Annotated in this window: 19 protein-coding genes and 2 pseudogenes; 12 read left to right on the forward strand and 9 right to left on the reverse strand. The window is 48.5% G+C overall.

The window, feature by feature from the left end; translation table 11 throughout:
* On the reverse strand, positions 1-844 hold an 844-nt coding region (locus BM202_RS31810), incomplete at its 3' end, for a M35 family metalloendopeptidase (RefSeq protein ID WP_143100817.1).
* A gap of 747 nt (positions 845-1591) precedes the next feature.
* Here BM202_RS31810 and BM202_RS38490 point away from each other — a divergent pair.
* From BM202_RS38490 to BM202_RS38500, 3 genes are read left to right on the forward strand one after another with little or no spacing between them, the layout of a single operon-like run.
* The gene (locus BM202_RS38490; RefSeq protein WP_245776876.1) at positions 1592-2422 is read left to right on the forward strand and encodes an ABC transporter permease; all 831 of its coding nucleotides are present in this window, start codon (positions 1592-1594) and stop codon (positions 2420-2422) included.
* A complete protein-coding gene (locus BM202_RS38495) occupies positions 2422-3591 on the forward strand; it encodes an ABC transporter permease (RefSeq protein ID WP_317039735.1) in 1170 nt (389 codons plus the stop codon). The genes BM202_RS38490 and BM202_RS38495 overlap by 1 nt, the downstream gene beginning before the upstream one ends.
* Complete coding sequence (locus BM202_RS38500; protein ID WP_245776877.1) at positions 3521-4009, forward strand: ABC transporter permease; 489 nt, start codon at positions 3521-3523, stop codon at positions 4007-4009. The genes BM202_RS38495 and BM202_RS38500 overlap by 71 nt, the downstream gene beginning before the upstream one ends.
* 413 nt (positions 4010-4422) lie before the next feature.
* Here BM202_RS38500 and BM202_RS31820 read toward each other — a convergent pair whose 3' ends face one another.
* From BM202_RS31820 to BM202_RS31830, 3 genes are read right to left on the reverse strand one after another with little or no spacing between them, the layout of a single operon-like run.
* Positions 4423-4911: a hypothetical protein gene (locus BM202_RS31820; protein WP_093833871.1), complete on the reverse strand. Its 489-nt coding sequence runs from the start codon at positions 4909-4911 to the stop codon at positions 4423-4425.
* A 3-nt stretch (positions 4912-4914) separates the two neighbouring features.
* The gene (locus tag BM202_RS31825) at positions 4915-5634 is read right to left on the reverse strand and encodes a P-loop NTPase family protein (RefSeq protein ID WP_093833873.1); all 720 of its coding nucleotides are present in this window, start codon (positions 5632-5634) and stop codon (positions 4915-4917) included.
* A 15-nt stretch (positions 5635-5649) separates the two neighbouring features.
* Complete coding sequence (locus tag BM202_RS31830; RefSeq protein ID WP_093833875.1) at positions 5650-5985, reverse strand: hypothetical protein; 336 nt, start codon at positions 5983-5985, stop codon at positions 5650-5652.
* A 226-nt stretch (positions 5986-6211) separates the two neighbouring features.
* On the opposite strand from BM202_RS31830, the gene BM202_RS37580 reads away from it, so the two are divergent.
* Together BM202_RS37580 and BM202_RS39180 are read left to right on the forward strand one after the other, a co-directional pair.
* Positions 6212-6367, forward strand: a complete 156-nt coding sequence (locus BM202_RS37580) for a hypothetical protein (protein WP_177236765.1) — start codon at positions 6212-6214, stop codon at positions 6365-6367.
* Between the two features lie 670 nt (positions 6368-7037).
* Complete coding sequence (locus tag BM202_RS39180; protein WP_394333817.1) at positions 7038-7187, forward strand: IS3 family transposase; 150 nt, start codon at positions 7038-7040, stop codon at positions 7185-7187.
* An 85-nt stretch (positions 7188-7272) separates the two neighbouring features.
* Here the strand turns inward: BM202_RS39180 and BM202_RS39320 are convergent, their stop codons facing one another.
* The 3 genes and pseudogenes from BM202_RS39320 to BM202_RS39190 form a co-directional block, all read right to left on the reverse strand.
* A complete protein-coding gene (locus BM202_RS39320) occupies positions 7273-7410 on the reverse strand; it encodes an IS1/IS1595 family N-terminal zinc-binding domain-containing protein (protein ID WP_449448522.1) in 138 nt (45 codons plus the stop codon).
* Between the two features lie 636 nt (positions 7411-8046).
* Entirely contained in the window at positions 8047-8235 is a 189-nt protein-coding gene (locus BM202_RS39185; RefSeq protein WP_177236771.1) for a transposase, read from the reverse strand.
* 107 nt (positions 8236-8342) lie between these two features.
* Positions 8343-8780, reverse strand: a pseudogene (locus tag BM202_RS39190) (transposase); the annotation flags it as partial.
* A gap of 615 nt (positions 8781-9395) precedes the next feature.
* On the opposite strand from BM202_RS39190, the gene BM202_RS38510 reads away from it, so the two are divergent.
* The 3 genes from BM202_RS38510 (at position 9396) to BM202_RS38520 (ending at position 10454) form a co-directional block, all read left to right on the forward strand.
* Positions 9396-9620 (forward strand): IS110 family transposase, encoded by a 225-nt coding sequence (locus BM202_RS38510; RefSeq protein WP_245776878.1) that lies wholly within the window; start codon positions 9396-9398, stop codon positions 9618-9620.
* 131 nt (positions 9621-9751) lie between these two features.
* Positions 9752-10150, forward strand: a complete 399-nt coding sequence (locus tag BM202_RS38515) for a hypothetical protein (RefSeq protein ID WP_245776879.1) — start codon at positions 9752-9754, stop codon at positions 10148-10150.
* A 40-nt stretch (positions 10151-10190) separates the two neighbouring features.
* Positions 10191-10454, forward strand: coding sequence for a transposase (locus tag BM202_RS38520; protein ID WP_245776886.1), 264 nt, complete (start codon positions 10191-10193; stop codon positions 10452-10454).
* Here BM202_RS38520 and BM202_RS37595 read toward each other — a convergent pair.
* A complete protein-coding gene (locus BM202_RS37595) occupies positions 10380-10589 on the reverse strand; it encodes a hypothetical protein (protein WP_177236764.1) in 210 nt (69 codons plus the stop codon). The genes BM202_RS38520 and BM202_RS37595 overlap by 75 nt on opposite strands.
* A pseudogene (locus BM202_RS38525) lies at positions 10564-11314 on the reverse strand (IS3 family transposase); the annotation flags it as partial. The gene BM202_RS37595 and the pseudogene BM202_RS38525, both read right to left, overlap by 26 nt.
* 239 nt (positions 11315-11553) lie before the next feature.
* On the opposite strand from BM202_RS38525, the gene BM202_RS31870 reads away from it, so the two are divergent.
* From BM202_RS31870 to BM202_RS38530, 4 genes are all read left to right on the forward strand, one after another.
* Positions 11554-11790 (forward strand): IS110 family transposase, encoded by a 237-nt coding sequence (locus BM202_RS31870; protein WP_093833961.1) that lies wholly within the window; start codon positions 11554-11556, stop codon positions 11788-11790.
* 500 nt (positions 11791-12290) lie between these two features.
* Complete coding sequence (gene ltrA, locus BM202_RS31875; protein WP_093833889.1) at positions 12291-14060, forward strand: group II intron reverse transcriptase/maturase; 1770 nt, start codon at positions 12291-12293, stop codon at positions 14058-14060.
* 106 nt (positions 14061-14166) lie between these two features.
* Positions 14167-14943: a transposase gene (locus BM202_RS31880; RefSeq protein WP_143100818.1), complete on the forward strand. Its 777-nt coding sequence runs from the start codon at positions 14167-14169 to the stop codon at positions 14941-14943.
* 422 nt (positions 14944-15365) lie between these two features.
* Positions 15366-15918: IS110 family transposase (locus BM202_RS38530; protein WP_245776880.1), on the forward strand; the 553-nt coding region annotated here is incomplete at its 3' end.

A 15918-nucleotide genomic window follows, 5' to 3' on the forward strand; every position in this document is an offset into this window, starting at 1 on the left:
GATCAATATGGGCCGCAAAGCCTGCATAAGAACTCGGATTGTGCAGGGATAAGTCGGCGGATTGCCTGTTATAGGCGGCTTCGAACTCCGAAATATGCGTATCACTCCGGCCAGAAATCCGATCAAATACGTGTACGCCCTCGTGAATCAAAACGGCCGCCCGTGAATTTTCTCCAATGAACGGTCCAAAATTAGAATTGACATTGGTAAAGGCAGGCCCAAAGGTAATTGGGCCATTGATGGGGGCTTCGGCTGCCGTGAAGATGCCGTTGATCGGCGCACCCGTGCGAAAACGAGTCTCGCTGGCCGCATACAAGCGGATCAATTGAGTGTAACGCTCAATAATCGTTTCTAGATCAGTCGTCGTAAATGGCCGGGAGACACCAGTAGTCGACGTGGTTTGGGTAAGCCTGAAATGGGTTCTCAAGGCATCAATTGTGAGGTTATTCGCTGGATTTACACGTTGAGGGCTTGCCCGTAATACCGTCAATGCGTTCAGCGCTGCCGTGACTTTTCGGGTGGCCAGCGCTACATCTGTCTGCGCCAGCTCTTTTCCCAATAGCCCCCCTTGTAGCAGGATATCAAGCACACCGAGCGACTGTCGAGCGGCTATCCCTTCATCACGATCCAGATTGAAACGCGTCTCGATGGCACGAACGGCTCTGGCGGTTTCCTGTCCATATCCTCCATCAACCGTGATATTGGCTATAGCCGTGTTCACGATGGCTGTTTGAAGGAGAAATACGGCAGTTCGATCAGGTTCCAATACTCGCATAGGCTTCCTATTTTCGGCGGCCTGTTGTAAGCGAACATTTGCCTTCCAGAAGGGCGATTGTAAAGCCATTTACTTTCCTGTTTAGCCGTTTATACACTGCGTACGGAATCTGCCTTTCCAAGTCATTCCCATTACGTTGTAGCTTTCGTCATGGCCTGATTCTGAAGCAGCCGGTAGCTACACCTAGTAGGTTTTACGTACTGAAGATAAGTGAAGAAAAAAGGCGGACAGGAAGTAACTTAGTATTCGGTCGTTATTTGGTGTAACCGGTCTTGAGCTCTGTCATACACTGTGTGGTTGACTACCAGGCAACCATTTCTCGTTATCCTGAAAGTGTCTTGTCTTAAAATCAACCGGAGGTTTTTCTGAACGATTTTCAGAGGAAGCTGATCGTAACACAACCCATTCACCAGTAACAAAATGACGCGTTCATTAAACCGCATTCACTTCCTCTTCCTAGACGAATCTGGTGGTTGAAGTAGGAGGGAAGTCGGTGTGGAAAATAAACAGGTAAGTTGGGTGAGGAAAACGCGACACAACTTATACCAGAAGCCTGACGAAGGAATTTTGAGCTAACAGCTGTTTACATCCAGCTGACTAGTACTACTCAGTAGTAATGACTATATGTTGTCTGTCTAACTGCCGTACCGTTGTCTATAAGGTCTAGTTGGACCTGCTTTATAACCGGACGTTTGCGTCCGAAATCGGACAAAGATTATCCCTTAATTAGTAAAGCATAGGGTCTATGGGCCGTTTTGATGCTGTGGTACGATAGTTGACCTATCGCCATGTAAGCAGACTTAATCCCCAACCCGGATGCTACGGAATTATTTAAAAATCGCCTGGCGAAATCTGGTTCGCAACCGGGCTTTTTCGGCCATTAACATCGTGGGACTGGCTATCGGTGTGGCGGCCTGCGTACTCATTTTGCAGTACGTAGCTTTCGAACTGAGTTACGATAACTTTCACGCCAAGGGGGATCGGATCTACCGCGTTCGGCAGGATCGTTACAATGAGGGCAAACTAAGCACCCAATGGGCGGCCGGGGCGCAAGCTGCCGGTTATTCTTTCAAAGGGGCTTTCCCTGAGGTAGAGGACTACGTAAACGTGTTACGTCGCGGCTCGGCCGTCGTCGATTACCAGGAGAAAAGGCTGAAAGTTGAAAAGGTCTACATCGCCAGTCAGTCTTTTTTTACTGTGTTTTCGTATCCCCTGCTGGCGGGAAATTCGGCTACCGCGCTGGCCGAACCCAACACCGTTGTCCTCTCCCAAACCGTAGCCCGACGGCTATTCGGCCGCGAAAACCCCCTGGGAAAAACAATTCAACAGAACCGCCAAGAAGCGGTTAAGGTAACGGCGTTTTCAAGGACTTTCCGGCCAATTCGCACCTGCAGCCCGATTATATTATTTCACACGCCACGTTTGTTAGTCAGGCAGGTCCCGACAATAATCCGAACACGGCCTGGCAGTGGGACGGAGCGCTGTCTTACCTCTTGCTTCGCCCCGGCGTTAATCCCCGGGCGCTCGAAGCCAAATTTCCGGCCCTGGTCGATAAACTGGCGGGCGCCGAACATCAGAAATACCGGTCGGCTGCGGTGTATCTGCTCCAGCCCTTGCGGGATATCCATCTGTACTCCCATTTCATGATGGAAGCCGAGCCTAACGGCGACGGCAAGACGGTTTACCTGCTGTTGGCGATAGCTTTTTTCATCGTTCTCATTGCGTGGGTCAATTACATCAATCTGGCTACGGCACGGGCCATCAACCGGGCGAAAGAAGTGGGCGTTTGGAAAGCGGTAGGGTCGCTGCGTGGCCAGCTCATCGGGCAGTTTATGACCGAGTCGGTGCTGCTTAACGCGTTGGCCGTGTCGCTGGCGTTGCTGCTGGTGGTGCTTACCTTACCAACCTTCAACGAACTGTCGGGTCAACAGTTGAGCCCTTCGTTATTCTATAGCCGGTTGTTCTGGTGGCCCCTGACGGGCCTGTTTGTTGTCGGCAGTTTCTTTTCGGGTCTTTATCCAGCAATCGTGCTGTCCGGATTCAAACCGATAGCCGTATTGAAAGGGCAAGTCAGCACATCCCGACAGGGGGTTAACCTGCGTAAGTCACTGGTGGTCTTTCACTTTGCCGCGTCGTTGTTCCTGTTGGTGGGTACACTGGCGGTATTTCAGCAAATCAGCTTCATGCGAAAACAAAGTTTGGGTATCAACATCAACCAGACCTTAGTTCTCAATCCGCCCCTTGTTACCAACGACTCCACCTTTATGCGCCAACTGGCGGCTTTTAAAGCGGAATTGATGCGTCAGTCAACCATCCGATCGGTGACTGTTTCTTCCATTGTTCCGGGGCAGGGATCGGACTTTAATGCGGGTGGCATCCGCTCAAAAGGAGTCGACGAAAGCAAAGGCAAGCAATATCGGATCATCGGTATTGATCACGATTTCATCAACGCTTATGAGCTAAAGCTGCTGGCCGGACGCAATTTTTCGAAGGCATTCGGGAGTGATCCCAAAGCGGTGGTATTTAACAAAATAGCCATCCAGCAACTGGGTTTCGCTGACCCGGCCCAGGCGATTGGTCAACAGATCGACTTTTGGGGCGATATCTTCACCATTGTCGGTGTAACGGATAATTTCCACCAACAGTCCTTGCGCGATGCCTTTGATCCGCTAATGCTGGTCTTAAAGCCCGACGTGCGGGGTTTCTTCTCCATTAAACTGAATACCGGTGAGCTGACGAAACAAATTGCCGGCATCCGGGCTGAGTGGAACCGATTCTTTCCCGGTAATCCCGTTCGACTACTCGTTTCTGGATGAACGCTTCGATAATCAGTACCGGGCGGATCAGCGGTTTGGCCAGGTGTTTGGTTTCTTCACCCTACTGGCTATCCTGGTGGCTTGTTTGGGTTTGTTCGGGCTGGCTTCGTTTACAACCGCGCAGCGCACCAAAGAAATTGGCATCCGCAAAGTGCTGGGTGCCTCGGTAGGCAGCATCGTGCAACTGCTCTATCGGGAGTTTGCGGTATTGATGCTGGTCGCGTTTGTGATTGCCACGCCGTTATCGTGGTATGCTGTGACGCGCTGGCTGCAGGGGTATGCTTTCCATACGGATCTTTCGTGGTGGCTTTTCGTCATACCCTTTCTGCTGGTGCTACTAATTGCCTGGCTGACGGTGAGTTTTCAGAGCGTGAAAGCCGCGCTGATGAACCCGGTCAAATCGCTGCGCAGCGAATAATGAGGAGATTTCATCCGAATAGTAAACTGAATCAAAAGTCGAGTCCGGCTGACGTTGAGGCAACTTTTCAACGGCCCCCTTGTTTGGGTACAGTTGGTTTGAACCGGAGTGATACCGCACCGGCGGACCGGCCACCGCGGGGCTGATCCAGCTATAAAAGAGAAATGAAAAATCTGTTTTATTCCCTTTTATATCTGGGTCAACCCTGGTAGTCATCGGACATCTTTCTGAACGGAGACAGGGTAAGCGGGGAGTAAATGAAAATAGGCCTTCTTGCGTTTAGAAAAGACCGTTCACCTGAATAGTGGACTTGTTAGCGTTCACTGGACCCTATGGTAGAGGTTCTTTGCGAAGTCCGTCCAGTGAACGCTAACAAGTTCAGGTGTTAGTGTTGATATACCCGCTACGACCCGCTACCAGTGTAAAGGGACATAAACACACTGACATTCCGCATGGTAAATGTAGTGCTTACCCGCTTCCGTATTTCCGTTTTTAGGCGCAGGCTTCAGCATTAAGTTCAGGCTGCCGTCTTCACCTTTGTTGAGTACACCCGTTTTTATCAAATTCTCATACTCTCTCGCCAAGGGATACTGGGTTAGAATTCGTTCGACTTCCTCAAAATTCTTCTGTCGTGAATACAGCCAGACGCCTACGCCAAGTAGCAGGATCATGGGTAGCACCCAGATGCCCATTCGACCAAATCCGTACCAGAAAGCCGCTGCTGGATTGTCCGTCTGGAAAGGCTGCTGGCTCTGGTGAATACGCGCTGCCGCTACGTCAATCGCTTGCTGATGGCGAGCGGTTTCCTCTTCTATAACCGTTATTAATAACGCTCCCGAGTCGCCCACATCATACTGATAACGTGCCTTGATACGCGCTTTCGTTTTTTCAAAACTCACCATCTCTTATACTGCGTGTAATTGGTCAAGTTGCTGTTCCATTAGCAGCCGTTCCAAAAAATCATACTCATTCAATCCCTTGCCCAACTGTGCGTAATGGACAATCTGCTTACCCACCTGACTCTCGGCATCTATCCCTCCAAAAGAGGATACCGCAAGTTGGTTCTGCTGGCAAAAGCTCTCCAGTAAAGCCAGTTGATCCTGGCGAGCAGGGCCTACAAAACTATATAGGTTCGGATGTACGACGATTTGAAAATGAGCCTCCAGCCTAATCACCAGTTGTTCGAGGTATTCGACGCAGGGTTTAAACGCTGTATTGCCCCCAATGACAACATGGAAAATAAACTGACTCTTCAGCTGGCTCTCAACCCGTTTGAGCAGCGAGGCTGGGATATCCTGCGCTAGCATAGCTGGGAACTGTTCGGATTCAGGCGCCCCGAAATCTAAAAAATACTGTTGGTAATCCAGGCCAGCCAATTCGACCACTGACTGAACCAGCAACTGCCGATCCTGCTTGGCACGTTCGTTGAACAGGGAGAGTTTAGCCAGCCGTTTCTGAGCCTGACCCCGTAAAAAGGCCAATTGGCGGTCACTGGTTTTGGTCGAATGATCGACGTCCAAGAACAGTGATGCGGGTTCACTTTCCAGACTGAGGGCATACAGATAGGTCAAAAATGATTTGCCGACGCCACCTTTGGCCTGTAAAATATAATGGAATGTTTTCATGCGTATTAACTTTCCTTAATCGGTTAAAAATTCAATCGTTGAGCGGGTATACAGTCCATCTGCCAGGTCTGGAATAGTAAAAGGGGGTGTTGAGGCAACTCCCTTCGCTGTGGTCTGATTGGATTGACTTACCCGGGTTGTGGCGCGAACAGGCTTGTGCTTGGATCGTATGTGGTAGATGAGGCTTGTCCCGATGGGTATGCCCAGATCGGCTGAGATCCGTTTGGCCAGCATGGAGGCCGTTAGGGGCAAGTCAAACCACTCTTGATAAAAGTTGTAAAGGGCATCCCGCCGTTTGGTGTTATCGCCCCGGAAGGAATAAATAAGCTCTTCTTTCGTCAGTGTTTGCATTGTGCTTCGTTTAGTGACTAATAAGAAGTAAAAATAGCCCATTTAGGATAATTGTTAGCATACTATCATACATTTTTATGATACTATTTTCATTTTTAGAATATTCTCAACTAATTATTAGAAGATTCACTTTTTTGGCAATAATAAACCCTGAGGGCAAGTTGTCTTATTGCCCGGTAAAAAAGAAAATCACCCCGGTTGAATCCCTTACTTACCCAAGCTCTATATGCCGAAATCATCGGCATCCCTGATTCGCAAAGGCCGCCCGTCTAAAGCTGTAGTATCTTCACAAAGTCACCGTCAGCTTCACCCCAGCGAGTATGAGCAGCTGCGAGCGCTGGCGGGGCACCCGCTCGTCGTCAAGCCAGCGGGCATGCCCTAGCTATTTACAGTCCCGGCGGGGAACCGCAACAGACTTGATATTGATTTATCCGTCAATTTGCCTTCGATCACCCAATTCAGCTTTTGTGTAATGCACTGAATGTCATCCGGAGTAGTTTTTATCGGTATCAGACTGGTGAAACCTATCAGCAGACTGATAAAAAGAAGAAGCTAGTTGGGTCGGTTCAAGAAAGTTTCCATGACCGTTCTCGACGATATGGTAGTCGCCGGTTAGTGGAAGAACTTCGTGATCAAGGCTATTAGATTGGACGCTTTCAAGTACGACAGCTCATGCGACAACAAGGCCTACAAGCCATCTAGCCGCGTAATTTTATACCCCGCACTACCGATAGCCGCTGTAATGGGCCTTTCCGTCCTAATTTGTTGCTGGAAGCTCCACTACCGACGGCGCCGAGCCTGGTTTTATTGGTCGATATCATGTACATCGCCCTAGCTTGTGGGGAGTGGGCTTATCCGATTCAGGAACAGGCAATTGTTCATTCAGATCGAGGTGGCCAGTATATTGACAAGAGATTTCGTTTAACCCTGAATGACAACAAGTTGCGTTAAGGTAGGAGCCGCCCTGACTATCCATACGACAACGCTTTTATGGAGTCTTATTGGTCGAGGATGAACGGGGCCGCCCGCGCTGAGTTGATTCAAGGCAGCCTATTTCAGAATCTGGACGATGCCCGAACGAGTTATTTGAGTATACCGGATGTTACTATAACTATAAACGAAAACACTCATCGTTGGGCTACCGAAGCTCGGAACAGTTTGAAAACGAGTATTATCTAAATTTATCAAAAACTATGCGCTAAACTGGACCACCTCACACACCTCAACCTAACGGCGAGGATATTGCTAATATCAAGAATCTTAATTAACATCTTTACAAGGAGTTGCTCAATGGCCTCTGTGACAACCTCGATAGAGGTACTCATGCTGAAACTGCTTGCCGCAATGCTGACAGTAGTTTTGGTTCTCGTTCTTTTTGTGGCCATTTCTGACGAAGTTAGTGGTAAAGCAATGTGGACAATAGATGGTAGTCTAGACTTCGATCATCAAGGTAAACTTAGCTTACACTGCTTTCTTTCTGTAACCTATCATACAATCAGCTACACAACCACATACTAATTAGGTAGTGGCTTTATTGCTCCAGCCTTTGTTTTTGTGCTTAAATTTTGCGTGTATCGCCGTGACTCGTTTCTTCTTCCTGGCACGTTGAGCTTTGGCTAGTTGTTCTTCAAAGGTTTTGGTGAGGTTCTCTCAGCTCAATTCAACGCTATCCGAAAGGAAGAAGCGGTTGGGTAAGAAAGACCTAGTAGGTCCGCGACGACGGACCGTTCGGCCCATAGGACGTTAACCTGGCCGGAAACGGTAGGGAAGCCCGCTCGGTTGTCTGTCTGGCAAGCTGCCCAAATCTTGGTTTCTTACCATCTCTCAAACCTAAGAGGCGGCCCGGCCAGATAACAAGCCTGTCCTATTTCCGATAAAGACCACACATTTTGTAAGAAATCACGCAATGTCTTTACTCGTAAAGGGATGATTTTAACCCGCTACATAGATATGACCGTTAGGCGAAATAGCGGCAATCTAGCCGTTGGTACTATCGTGAAACAGATTTTTCGTTAGACTTTTTTCAATATATTTGACTTATTTAGAGTATGTTTGGGAATTTTATTTGGCGAGTCTGTTGATGAGAATGGAAATAAAACTAATTCTTAACATAGCATTCGAACTTTCGATAGTTTTCTCCACATCTCGAAACAGGCGTCGCCTAAAATTGATCCAGCCAAAGCTGCGTTCGAGGGGCCATCGGTTCTTCTCACGTACGAAGCTATGACCGCTTTCAGGTTTTTGTGCAATCTCAACCTGCCAGCTATACTGCTGCTTAACCTGTTAATGAAACTAACCTTACAGCCATGATTCGCAGCAATCACTTCTAATCGGGATACCTTTCCCTTTAGACGCTCAACCACCAGTTGTCCAGCTTCGTTATCCGACTCATTGGCAGCAGTAACGGTGAGAGCCCAAGGAAAGCCTAGGCGATCCACGGCGATACTACGCTTGCGCCCATTGATTTTCTTATTAGCATCGATACCTGTTTCTTCTGCGATGAACTGCATAATTTTAACACTCTGACTATTAATTGCTAGCAAGCTTGGTGTTGACTCACTTTGTCGGCGTTTACGCTCTTTAACCACTAAACTGTCCAGAATTTGCTCCCATATTCCTCTACGTTTGAATTGACGGAAATAGTAATAGACGCTTAAACAAGGCAGTTTATCGCCTGTCATTTTATCCAATTCGCGCCACTTCAATCCTTGGTAGTTGATCCATAGAATGGCATCAATAATAGTGGGAAGCGAATGCCAGCGTTTGCGTTTGTCATTCAGAATTAGACTTGCAATTCAGAGTCCGTTAGTTCTTGAAACGTTTGGTTTATGATCTTGGTAGCTTAGTAACTCCAAGATAAGACGGACTCTCGCTTTTAGACTATTCAAAATATACTTTTAAAGGACAAGCCCGCCACGGTAGATTGATCCCGTGTAATCCGGACTAGCGGAACAATTTTTTGTCATTTTGATCTGGTATTTTGGTCAGCAGAGCTTCCGTTTCTGCTTGAACCAAATGCATAGAGTTATAATTAGTTTAATGCCACCATAAGGACCGCAAGGAGCCAAACGGCACCTTAGTAAGGGAAGTAAATAACACGTCGACTCATCCATATACAAAATTATTCTTCCTTCATCGTTAGCTTTTTCGCTTCGGCCTTTAGATTTGGCCCCTATAAATATTCCAAGAATGCTCTACCTTGGAAGGCTCTCAAACTGAGGGTAAGCCAGTGCCAATGGGGATGCCCTACCGTCTTCGGCTGAACTAATGACTCATGGATCGATTCAGGGCCCCATTGGACTACTGAAGCACAAGACTCAAATAGAAATTCGGGTTCGTGACCCATCAGCAAGGTATTGAGTGTACAACAGGCTACTGGCTTAAGTAGTACTATTAACTGATTCAAAAATATGGAAACTTTTACGCTTTTTATTGGTATTGATATTTCCAAAGCTACCCTGGACTGGGCCGTTGTCGTCGCCAATAAGTTGTTGTTTCACTATCAGTCGTTGAATGATCAAAAAGGTATTGAAAGCTATGTTAAACATTTAAAGCAACAATACCCAGAAGCTAGTTTTGACAACAGCCTGTTTTGTATGGAGCACACCGCTCAGGCGGCCCTGTGGAATATATAATAACCACATTCTTAGCTTATTACAATCAAGCGAAGCAAATATTTGGGTAGAGCACCCAATCCATATTAAAGAAAGTTTGGGGATGATTCGGGGGAAAAACGACAAAGTCGACGCCCAACGAATCGCCCTCTATGCCAACAAAAATCGGGAAGCAGTCCATCTGTGGACACCCAAGCGAGAAGTTATTCAAAAGCTGGACGGTTCGCCGCTGCGATCGCTTGACAGCTACCCGCAGTCGTCTGGTCAAAGTGCGTAAAATGCTCCAATCTCCGTTGACTGATTCGGATGGATTTATTTCCAAAAAAGACCATACTGCGGAGAAGAAATCGTGTCAGAAAACATTGGACACTCTTACCAAAGACATCAAACAGATCCAGGCAGACATTGCGGACACAATTGCCAATGATCCTTATTTGAAAGAGCTGTATGGATACATTCAATCGGTGAAAGGCATTGGCCCAGCTATTGCTACGGAGTTATTGATCATCACCGCACGGGCGACCCCGCAACGAATTCAAGGCCATCACTGATCCTAGGAAGTTGGCTTGTCATGCTGGCGTCGTCCCCTTTGTGTACTCGTCAGGACAGTACCGAGGCAAAGCTAAAACCAGTAACAAAGCCGATAAACCGCTGAAAGCCTTGCTGCACAATGGGGCTATGTCAGCCATCCAGCACTCTCAGGACCTTAAAGCTTATTACACGCGGAAAACGGCTGAGGGAAAGAACGAAATGTTAGTCATTAACAACGTCTGTAAAAAGCTAATCCATCGCGTTTATGCCTGTGTTCAACGGAGAGAAAAGTATAAAGATTTTTATTCCCCCGTTGTTGTTTGAATCATAGAAATCGATCCGATTGAGTTCGGGCAAACGTTCTTCCCGCCATTGAGCAACGGCCAGAGGGTCTTGCTGACTTGCCGTGAGTTCCTCCCGAAAAGGGTACCGGTCAAAGATTGAGGATCGGACGTTCATTTGTTAGTTTTTCCTTCCCCTTTCCAACTTCATCTGGGGTTAAGCCACCAAGAGAGCTGTGGGGTCGGAAGCTATTATATTCTTGCCTCCAGTGTTCAATTTTTTCCCGAGCATCGTCTAGCGATAAGAACCAGTGAACGTTCAGGCACTCATCCGCACAGGCGGTCCTGCCGGAAACTACCGTTAAATGACTCGATAAACGCATTATCCGTTGGCTTTCCTGGCCTTGAAAAGTCCAGTGTCACTTTGTTATCATAAGCCCGCACGGGCGGCCCCGCACTTGTCCAGAAACTTTGAGATAAATTCACTGCCATTATCAACTTGAATACGTTCAGGAACGGTTAAATATAACGATTGTAGACGATTCATTACAGCAACTACATCTTCTGATTTTAAAGACTGACCAACATAAATTGCCAGGCATTGACGACTATAATTATCCACTACAGTTAAGGACCGAATTTTGCGGCCGTAAAAGAGCTGATCGGCCACAAAATCCATACTCCAGCACGATGGATACTGGAGAGTTGAGGGCGTTCCAACCGGTGTGCAGCGGCTCGGTTACGACGGGGACGCTTGCTTCTGAGATGCAATCCTTCTTCACAATACACCCTATACACCCTTTTGTGGTTGTCACGCCAGCCTTCCCGGTGCAACAGCACATAAATCCGCTGATAACCGTACCGAACCCTTACTCGGGCAATTTCTTTGATTCGTTTCCGGATCACGGACCGGGCCACCCTTTAGGTTTGTGGGCTGGTAAGAAACCAAGATTTGGTCTTTTGCCAATAGTCAACCAGAGAGGGTTACCCTATCGGGCCGCCGAGGAGTTAGACCTATGCTCCGATTTAGGACCCTCTCTGTTTTCCCCACTCTGGCTCGGATAGAAAATTGGGTTCGTGGCCCACAAAAGGGTTTGAGCAAAAGTAAGGAGTTGGCTACTATCTCAAAACTAATCAGCAACATGGACTTTTGCTACTTCGTCGGCATTGACATTTCTAAAGACACGCTGGATTGGGCTGTATATACCCAACAGCAGGGTATCCTCCTGAGCATCCAAACTGACAATACACTCAAGGGGATTAGGTCGGCTTTAGTTCAGTTGAAAGCCTTGCCGGGTTGGAACTCCGCTCAGGCCGTGTTTTGTCAAGAACACACGGGTATCGTGCGACACGAAGTTGCACGTTTTGAGTATGGATGATGATCCATTCGGTTAGTGCTCGAACCGATCTCCAATCCGTAGGGGCGTCACTGGTAACGGTGGGGTCTGTTGCAAGCGGATAAAGCCTAAGATGCGGGTCAATCCTTGACGCAAATCGGGCCAGGAGAAGACCGAAAGGGTGAATGAGAATGAACCTCTGATGAGGTGGCGTCAGTGTTGGTTACCGAAACAAGGATTGATACGGTAATGATGGGACAAAAAGGAACATTCGGCGATGCCTTCGGATGTCGAGCACCCTAGTCCCCGCCATAAAGGAGGCACCCCACCCGGTCGTATCTCAGACGTGTGGAACGTGGTAACCCCAATGAAGTCTGTATCGAAAGCTACAGTAGGCCTGACCGCGAGGAAAGGCACAACTCTTCAGTGGGAAGAGGAGGATTCAAGAAGCGAAAGCTGGTAAGCCGAAAGGCAACGGGAAGACATAACCGACCAGATAGGGCAATACCCACCTTGAAAGAGGGCTGACGTGAGTCTGGTAGATGGCCCCAAAGACGGAAGAACAGATTTTGAACAAGGAGCTTAGTTCGATGCACCCTAAACCGGAAGCAAACCGACTCGTTGGACCAACCGACTGGCATGCCATTGATTGGCAGAAGGCATTTCGGTTGCTCAAAAATCTACGCTCCCGCATCTTTCGGGCGGCTCAGGAGGGTAACCATAAGAAGGTACGTTCCTTGCAAAAGTTAATGCTGCGGAGTTATGCGAACCGAGTGACCAGCGTCCGTCGGATTACCCAACTCAATGCGGGTAAAGACACGCCAGGAGTGGATCAGGTGGTGGTCAGAACGGCTAGTGAACGACAGAAGCTGGTGGAGGAACTGAGCCAACACCAACCTTGGAAAGCCAAACCCGCCCGACGGGTTTACATTCCTAAAGCCAACGCAAAGCGCAGGCCTTTAGGAATCCCTGTTATCGGAGATAGGTGCTTACAAACCATGGTGGTGCAGGCCTTGGAACCGGAATGGGAGGCTAAGTTTGAAGCCAGTAGTTACGGTTTTCGACCGGGTCGAAGTTGCCATGATGCTATTGAGCGCATCTTTCGGTACGCTCGTCCTGATGGTCGACGAAAATGGGTGGTTGATGCGGACATCAAAGGAGCTTTTGATCACATCGATCACTCGTTTCTGCTCGAACGGATCGGTCGTTTTCCTGCCAAAAGACTGCTGGAGCAATGGCTAAAAGCAGGTTATCTGGAAGCGAATGTCTTCCACCCGACTAACTCAGGCACTCCCCAAGGGGGTAGTTGTTCACCGCTGTTAGCCAACATTGCCCTGCATGGCTTAGAGCAGGCAATGGGGATGAGCTACTACTATGGGGGTGGTCGTGTACAAACCTGTGGATTGCGCCGAGTAGTTCGCTATGCCGACGATTTTCTGGTCTTTTGCTCGACACAGGAAGATGCCCAACAAGCCGTATTGCTGCTTAAAGACTGGTTGAAGGAAAGGGGATTAGCCCTATCAGAGGAGAAAACACGTATTGTTCATCTGACAGATGGGGTCGACATCTTAGGTTTCCATGTGCGTCAATATCCGAGCCGAAACACGACAACAAGCTGGAAAACGCTCACCAAACCCAGCAAGGAATCGGTTCAGAAAATCCGGGACCGCCTGCGAGCGGAGTGGTTAGGGTTGAAAACCCAGCGTGTGGAAGTGATTGTCAAACGGCTGAATCCGATCATTCGGGGTTGGTCGAACTACTTTCGGACTGGGGTCGCCTATGAGACCTTTACCAAGTTAGATCGCTGGATGTTTGACCGTCAGGTACGCTATGTTCGTCGGATGCATCCCCGTAAAAACTACGCCTGGAAACAGGCCAAGTATTGGGGACGGCTCAATCTGGACCGACAGGACAAATGGGTGTTTGGGGATAAACAGACGGGTATAGCACTCCAGAAGTTTGTCTGGACGCCCATCCAACGGCATATTCTGATTCAGCATACTGCCTCTCCGGATGATCCTAGTTTGCGGGCGTACTGGCAGAAACGTACCCAACGAAAGTCGGCTGAGTTAGTGCCCAGCAAGCAACGGATTGCCCGACGGCAGAACCATCAGTGTCCGGTCTGCAAAACGAGTTTGTATACTGACGAAGCCCTGCATGTTCATCATATCAAGCCGAAGCAGGAAGGCGGCAGTGATGCCTATTCCAATCTACGGTTAGTTCATGTGACGTGTCATCAACAGGTGCATTCGAAAGCATTCGCAGCAACGAAAAAAAAGCAAGGAACCCTGAGCCGGTTGTCATCTGCTTGAGCCGGATGTGTTGGAAGGCACAAGTCCGGTTCTGAGGAGGGAAGGGGGCCGCAAGGCTCCTGACCTATCCGACTACAGTGCTCATATTTTATCTTCCCTTTACAAATTGAGGCTACTCATTTGGCTGGAAAGTAGTCTTCAAATTAAGAAGGCGGGCGGTCTACAACGGGGTATAACCGATGCCATTGACGCTCGACGGATCGCCGAGTATGCCTTTCGTTTTCGGGATCAAATGTGCTTATGGGAGCCGCCACGGCTCGTTTTGCAAAAACTATCAGCTCTAAGCGCGCTTCGGCAACGGCTTCTTCGAGTTCGTCAGCAACTTCAACAACCCATTCAAGAACAGCAGGGATTCGTAGAAAAGTCTTTCCAAAAGCAACTGACCAAAAACTGCCAGGCCTCTTTAAAAGCCATCAATGCAGATTTAGAAAGTGCTGAAAAACAAATTAATGGGCTTATTCAGAGTGATGATCGCTTGAGGGAGCTTTTCGGTTTAATCACCTCTGTCCCCGGCGTGGGTGATGCCATTGCGACTGAAGTGCTGGTTGCTACCAACGAATTTAAGGCCATCAACGACCCCAAAAAACTCGCCTGTCACGCTGGTGTAGCTCCTTTTGAATACCGATCGGGTAGCAGCGTACGTGGCAAAACGCGGGTGAGTCAACATGCTCGTTTACGGCTAAAATCACTCTTTCACCTAGGTGCCATGTCAGCGATTCGGATGAAAGGCGAGTTACAAGCTTACTACCAACGTAAAGTTACCGAAGGGAAAAATAAGATGCTTGTTCTGAACGCGGTTCGCAACAAGCTAATCCACCGGGTTTGCTCAGTAGTCCATCGGAGACAGAAATATGACAAAAATTATACGTTCACGCTTGCATAACCCATGGAAATCCGAGCGGGCCAGTTCAGCGAAGAAAACTGGCCTCAAGTTTAATGGAAAACTATGGCACGGGCCACCCCGCGCGTTTCGGCCCGCCGTGCCTGCTCTGTTATTCAGTTCCGTCGATCCTCCTTGCAGTATAAGTCTCGTCGTCGAAATGACCGCTCCGGCCTTTAGGTTTGAGGGCTGGTAAGAAACCAAGATTTAGGTAGCTTGCCAGACAGACAACCGAGCGGGCTTCCCTAACGTCTCCGGCCAGGTTTACGCCCTATGGGCCGATTCAGGTCCCGCTCGGTCTTTCTTACCCAGCCTCGAATAGAAATTAGGGATAGTAGCCCCATTAGCAAGGTAGCGAGTGATGAGTAAGCTGTCTGATTGTCGAACCTTAAAATTAAGCACTTCAATGGACATTCGCCATTTCATTGGTATTGATCGGGGCCGCCCGTGCGGTTTCTAAGAACACGCTGGATTGGGCTGTTTACGCTAATAAAGGCATCATTTGGCAAACCCAATCTGAAAACTCACCCGTGGCCATTCGGGCAATTATCAAACAACTGCTGGCTTTGCCCAACTTCCAGACAGCAAACTGTGTGGTCTGCATGGAACATACTGGACTTTACAACGCACACGCCCTAGAGGTGCTTTTTCAGGCTCAATTACCAATTTGGCTGGAAGCTTCCCTACATATTAAACAAGCTGGCGGGCTGCAACGAGGCAAGTCAGATAGCGTTGATGCTCAGCGAATTGCTGAGTATGCTTATCGCTTTCAAGACCGGACTCGGCTCTGGAATCCTGCTCGACCCGTCATGAAAAAGCTGACTGAATTTACTCGACTTCGTCAGCGTCTGCAAGGTATGATCAGCCAGTTGAAACCGGGCCGCCCTTTAGGTTTGTGGGCTGGTAAGAAACCAAGATTTGGTCTTTTGCCAATAGTCAACCAGAGAGGGTTACCCTATCGGGCCGCCGAGGAGTTAG

The organism is Spirosoma endophyticum, from assembly GCF_900112365.1.
Taxonomy (GTDB): Bacteria; Bacteroidota; Bacteroidia; order Cytophagales; family Spirosomataceae; genus Spirosoma; species Spirosoma endophyticum.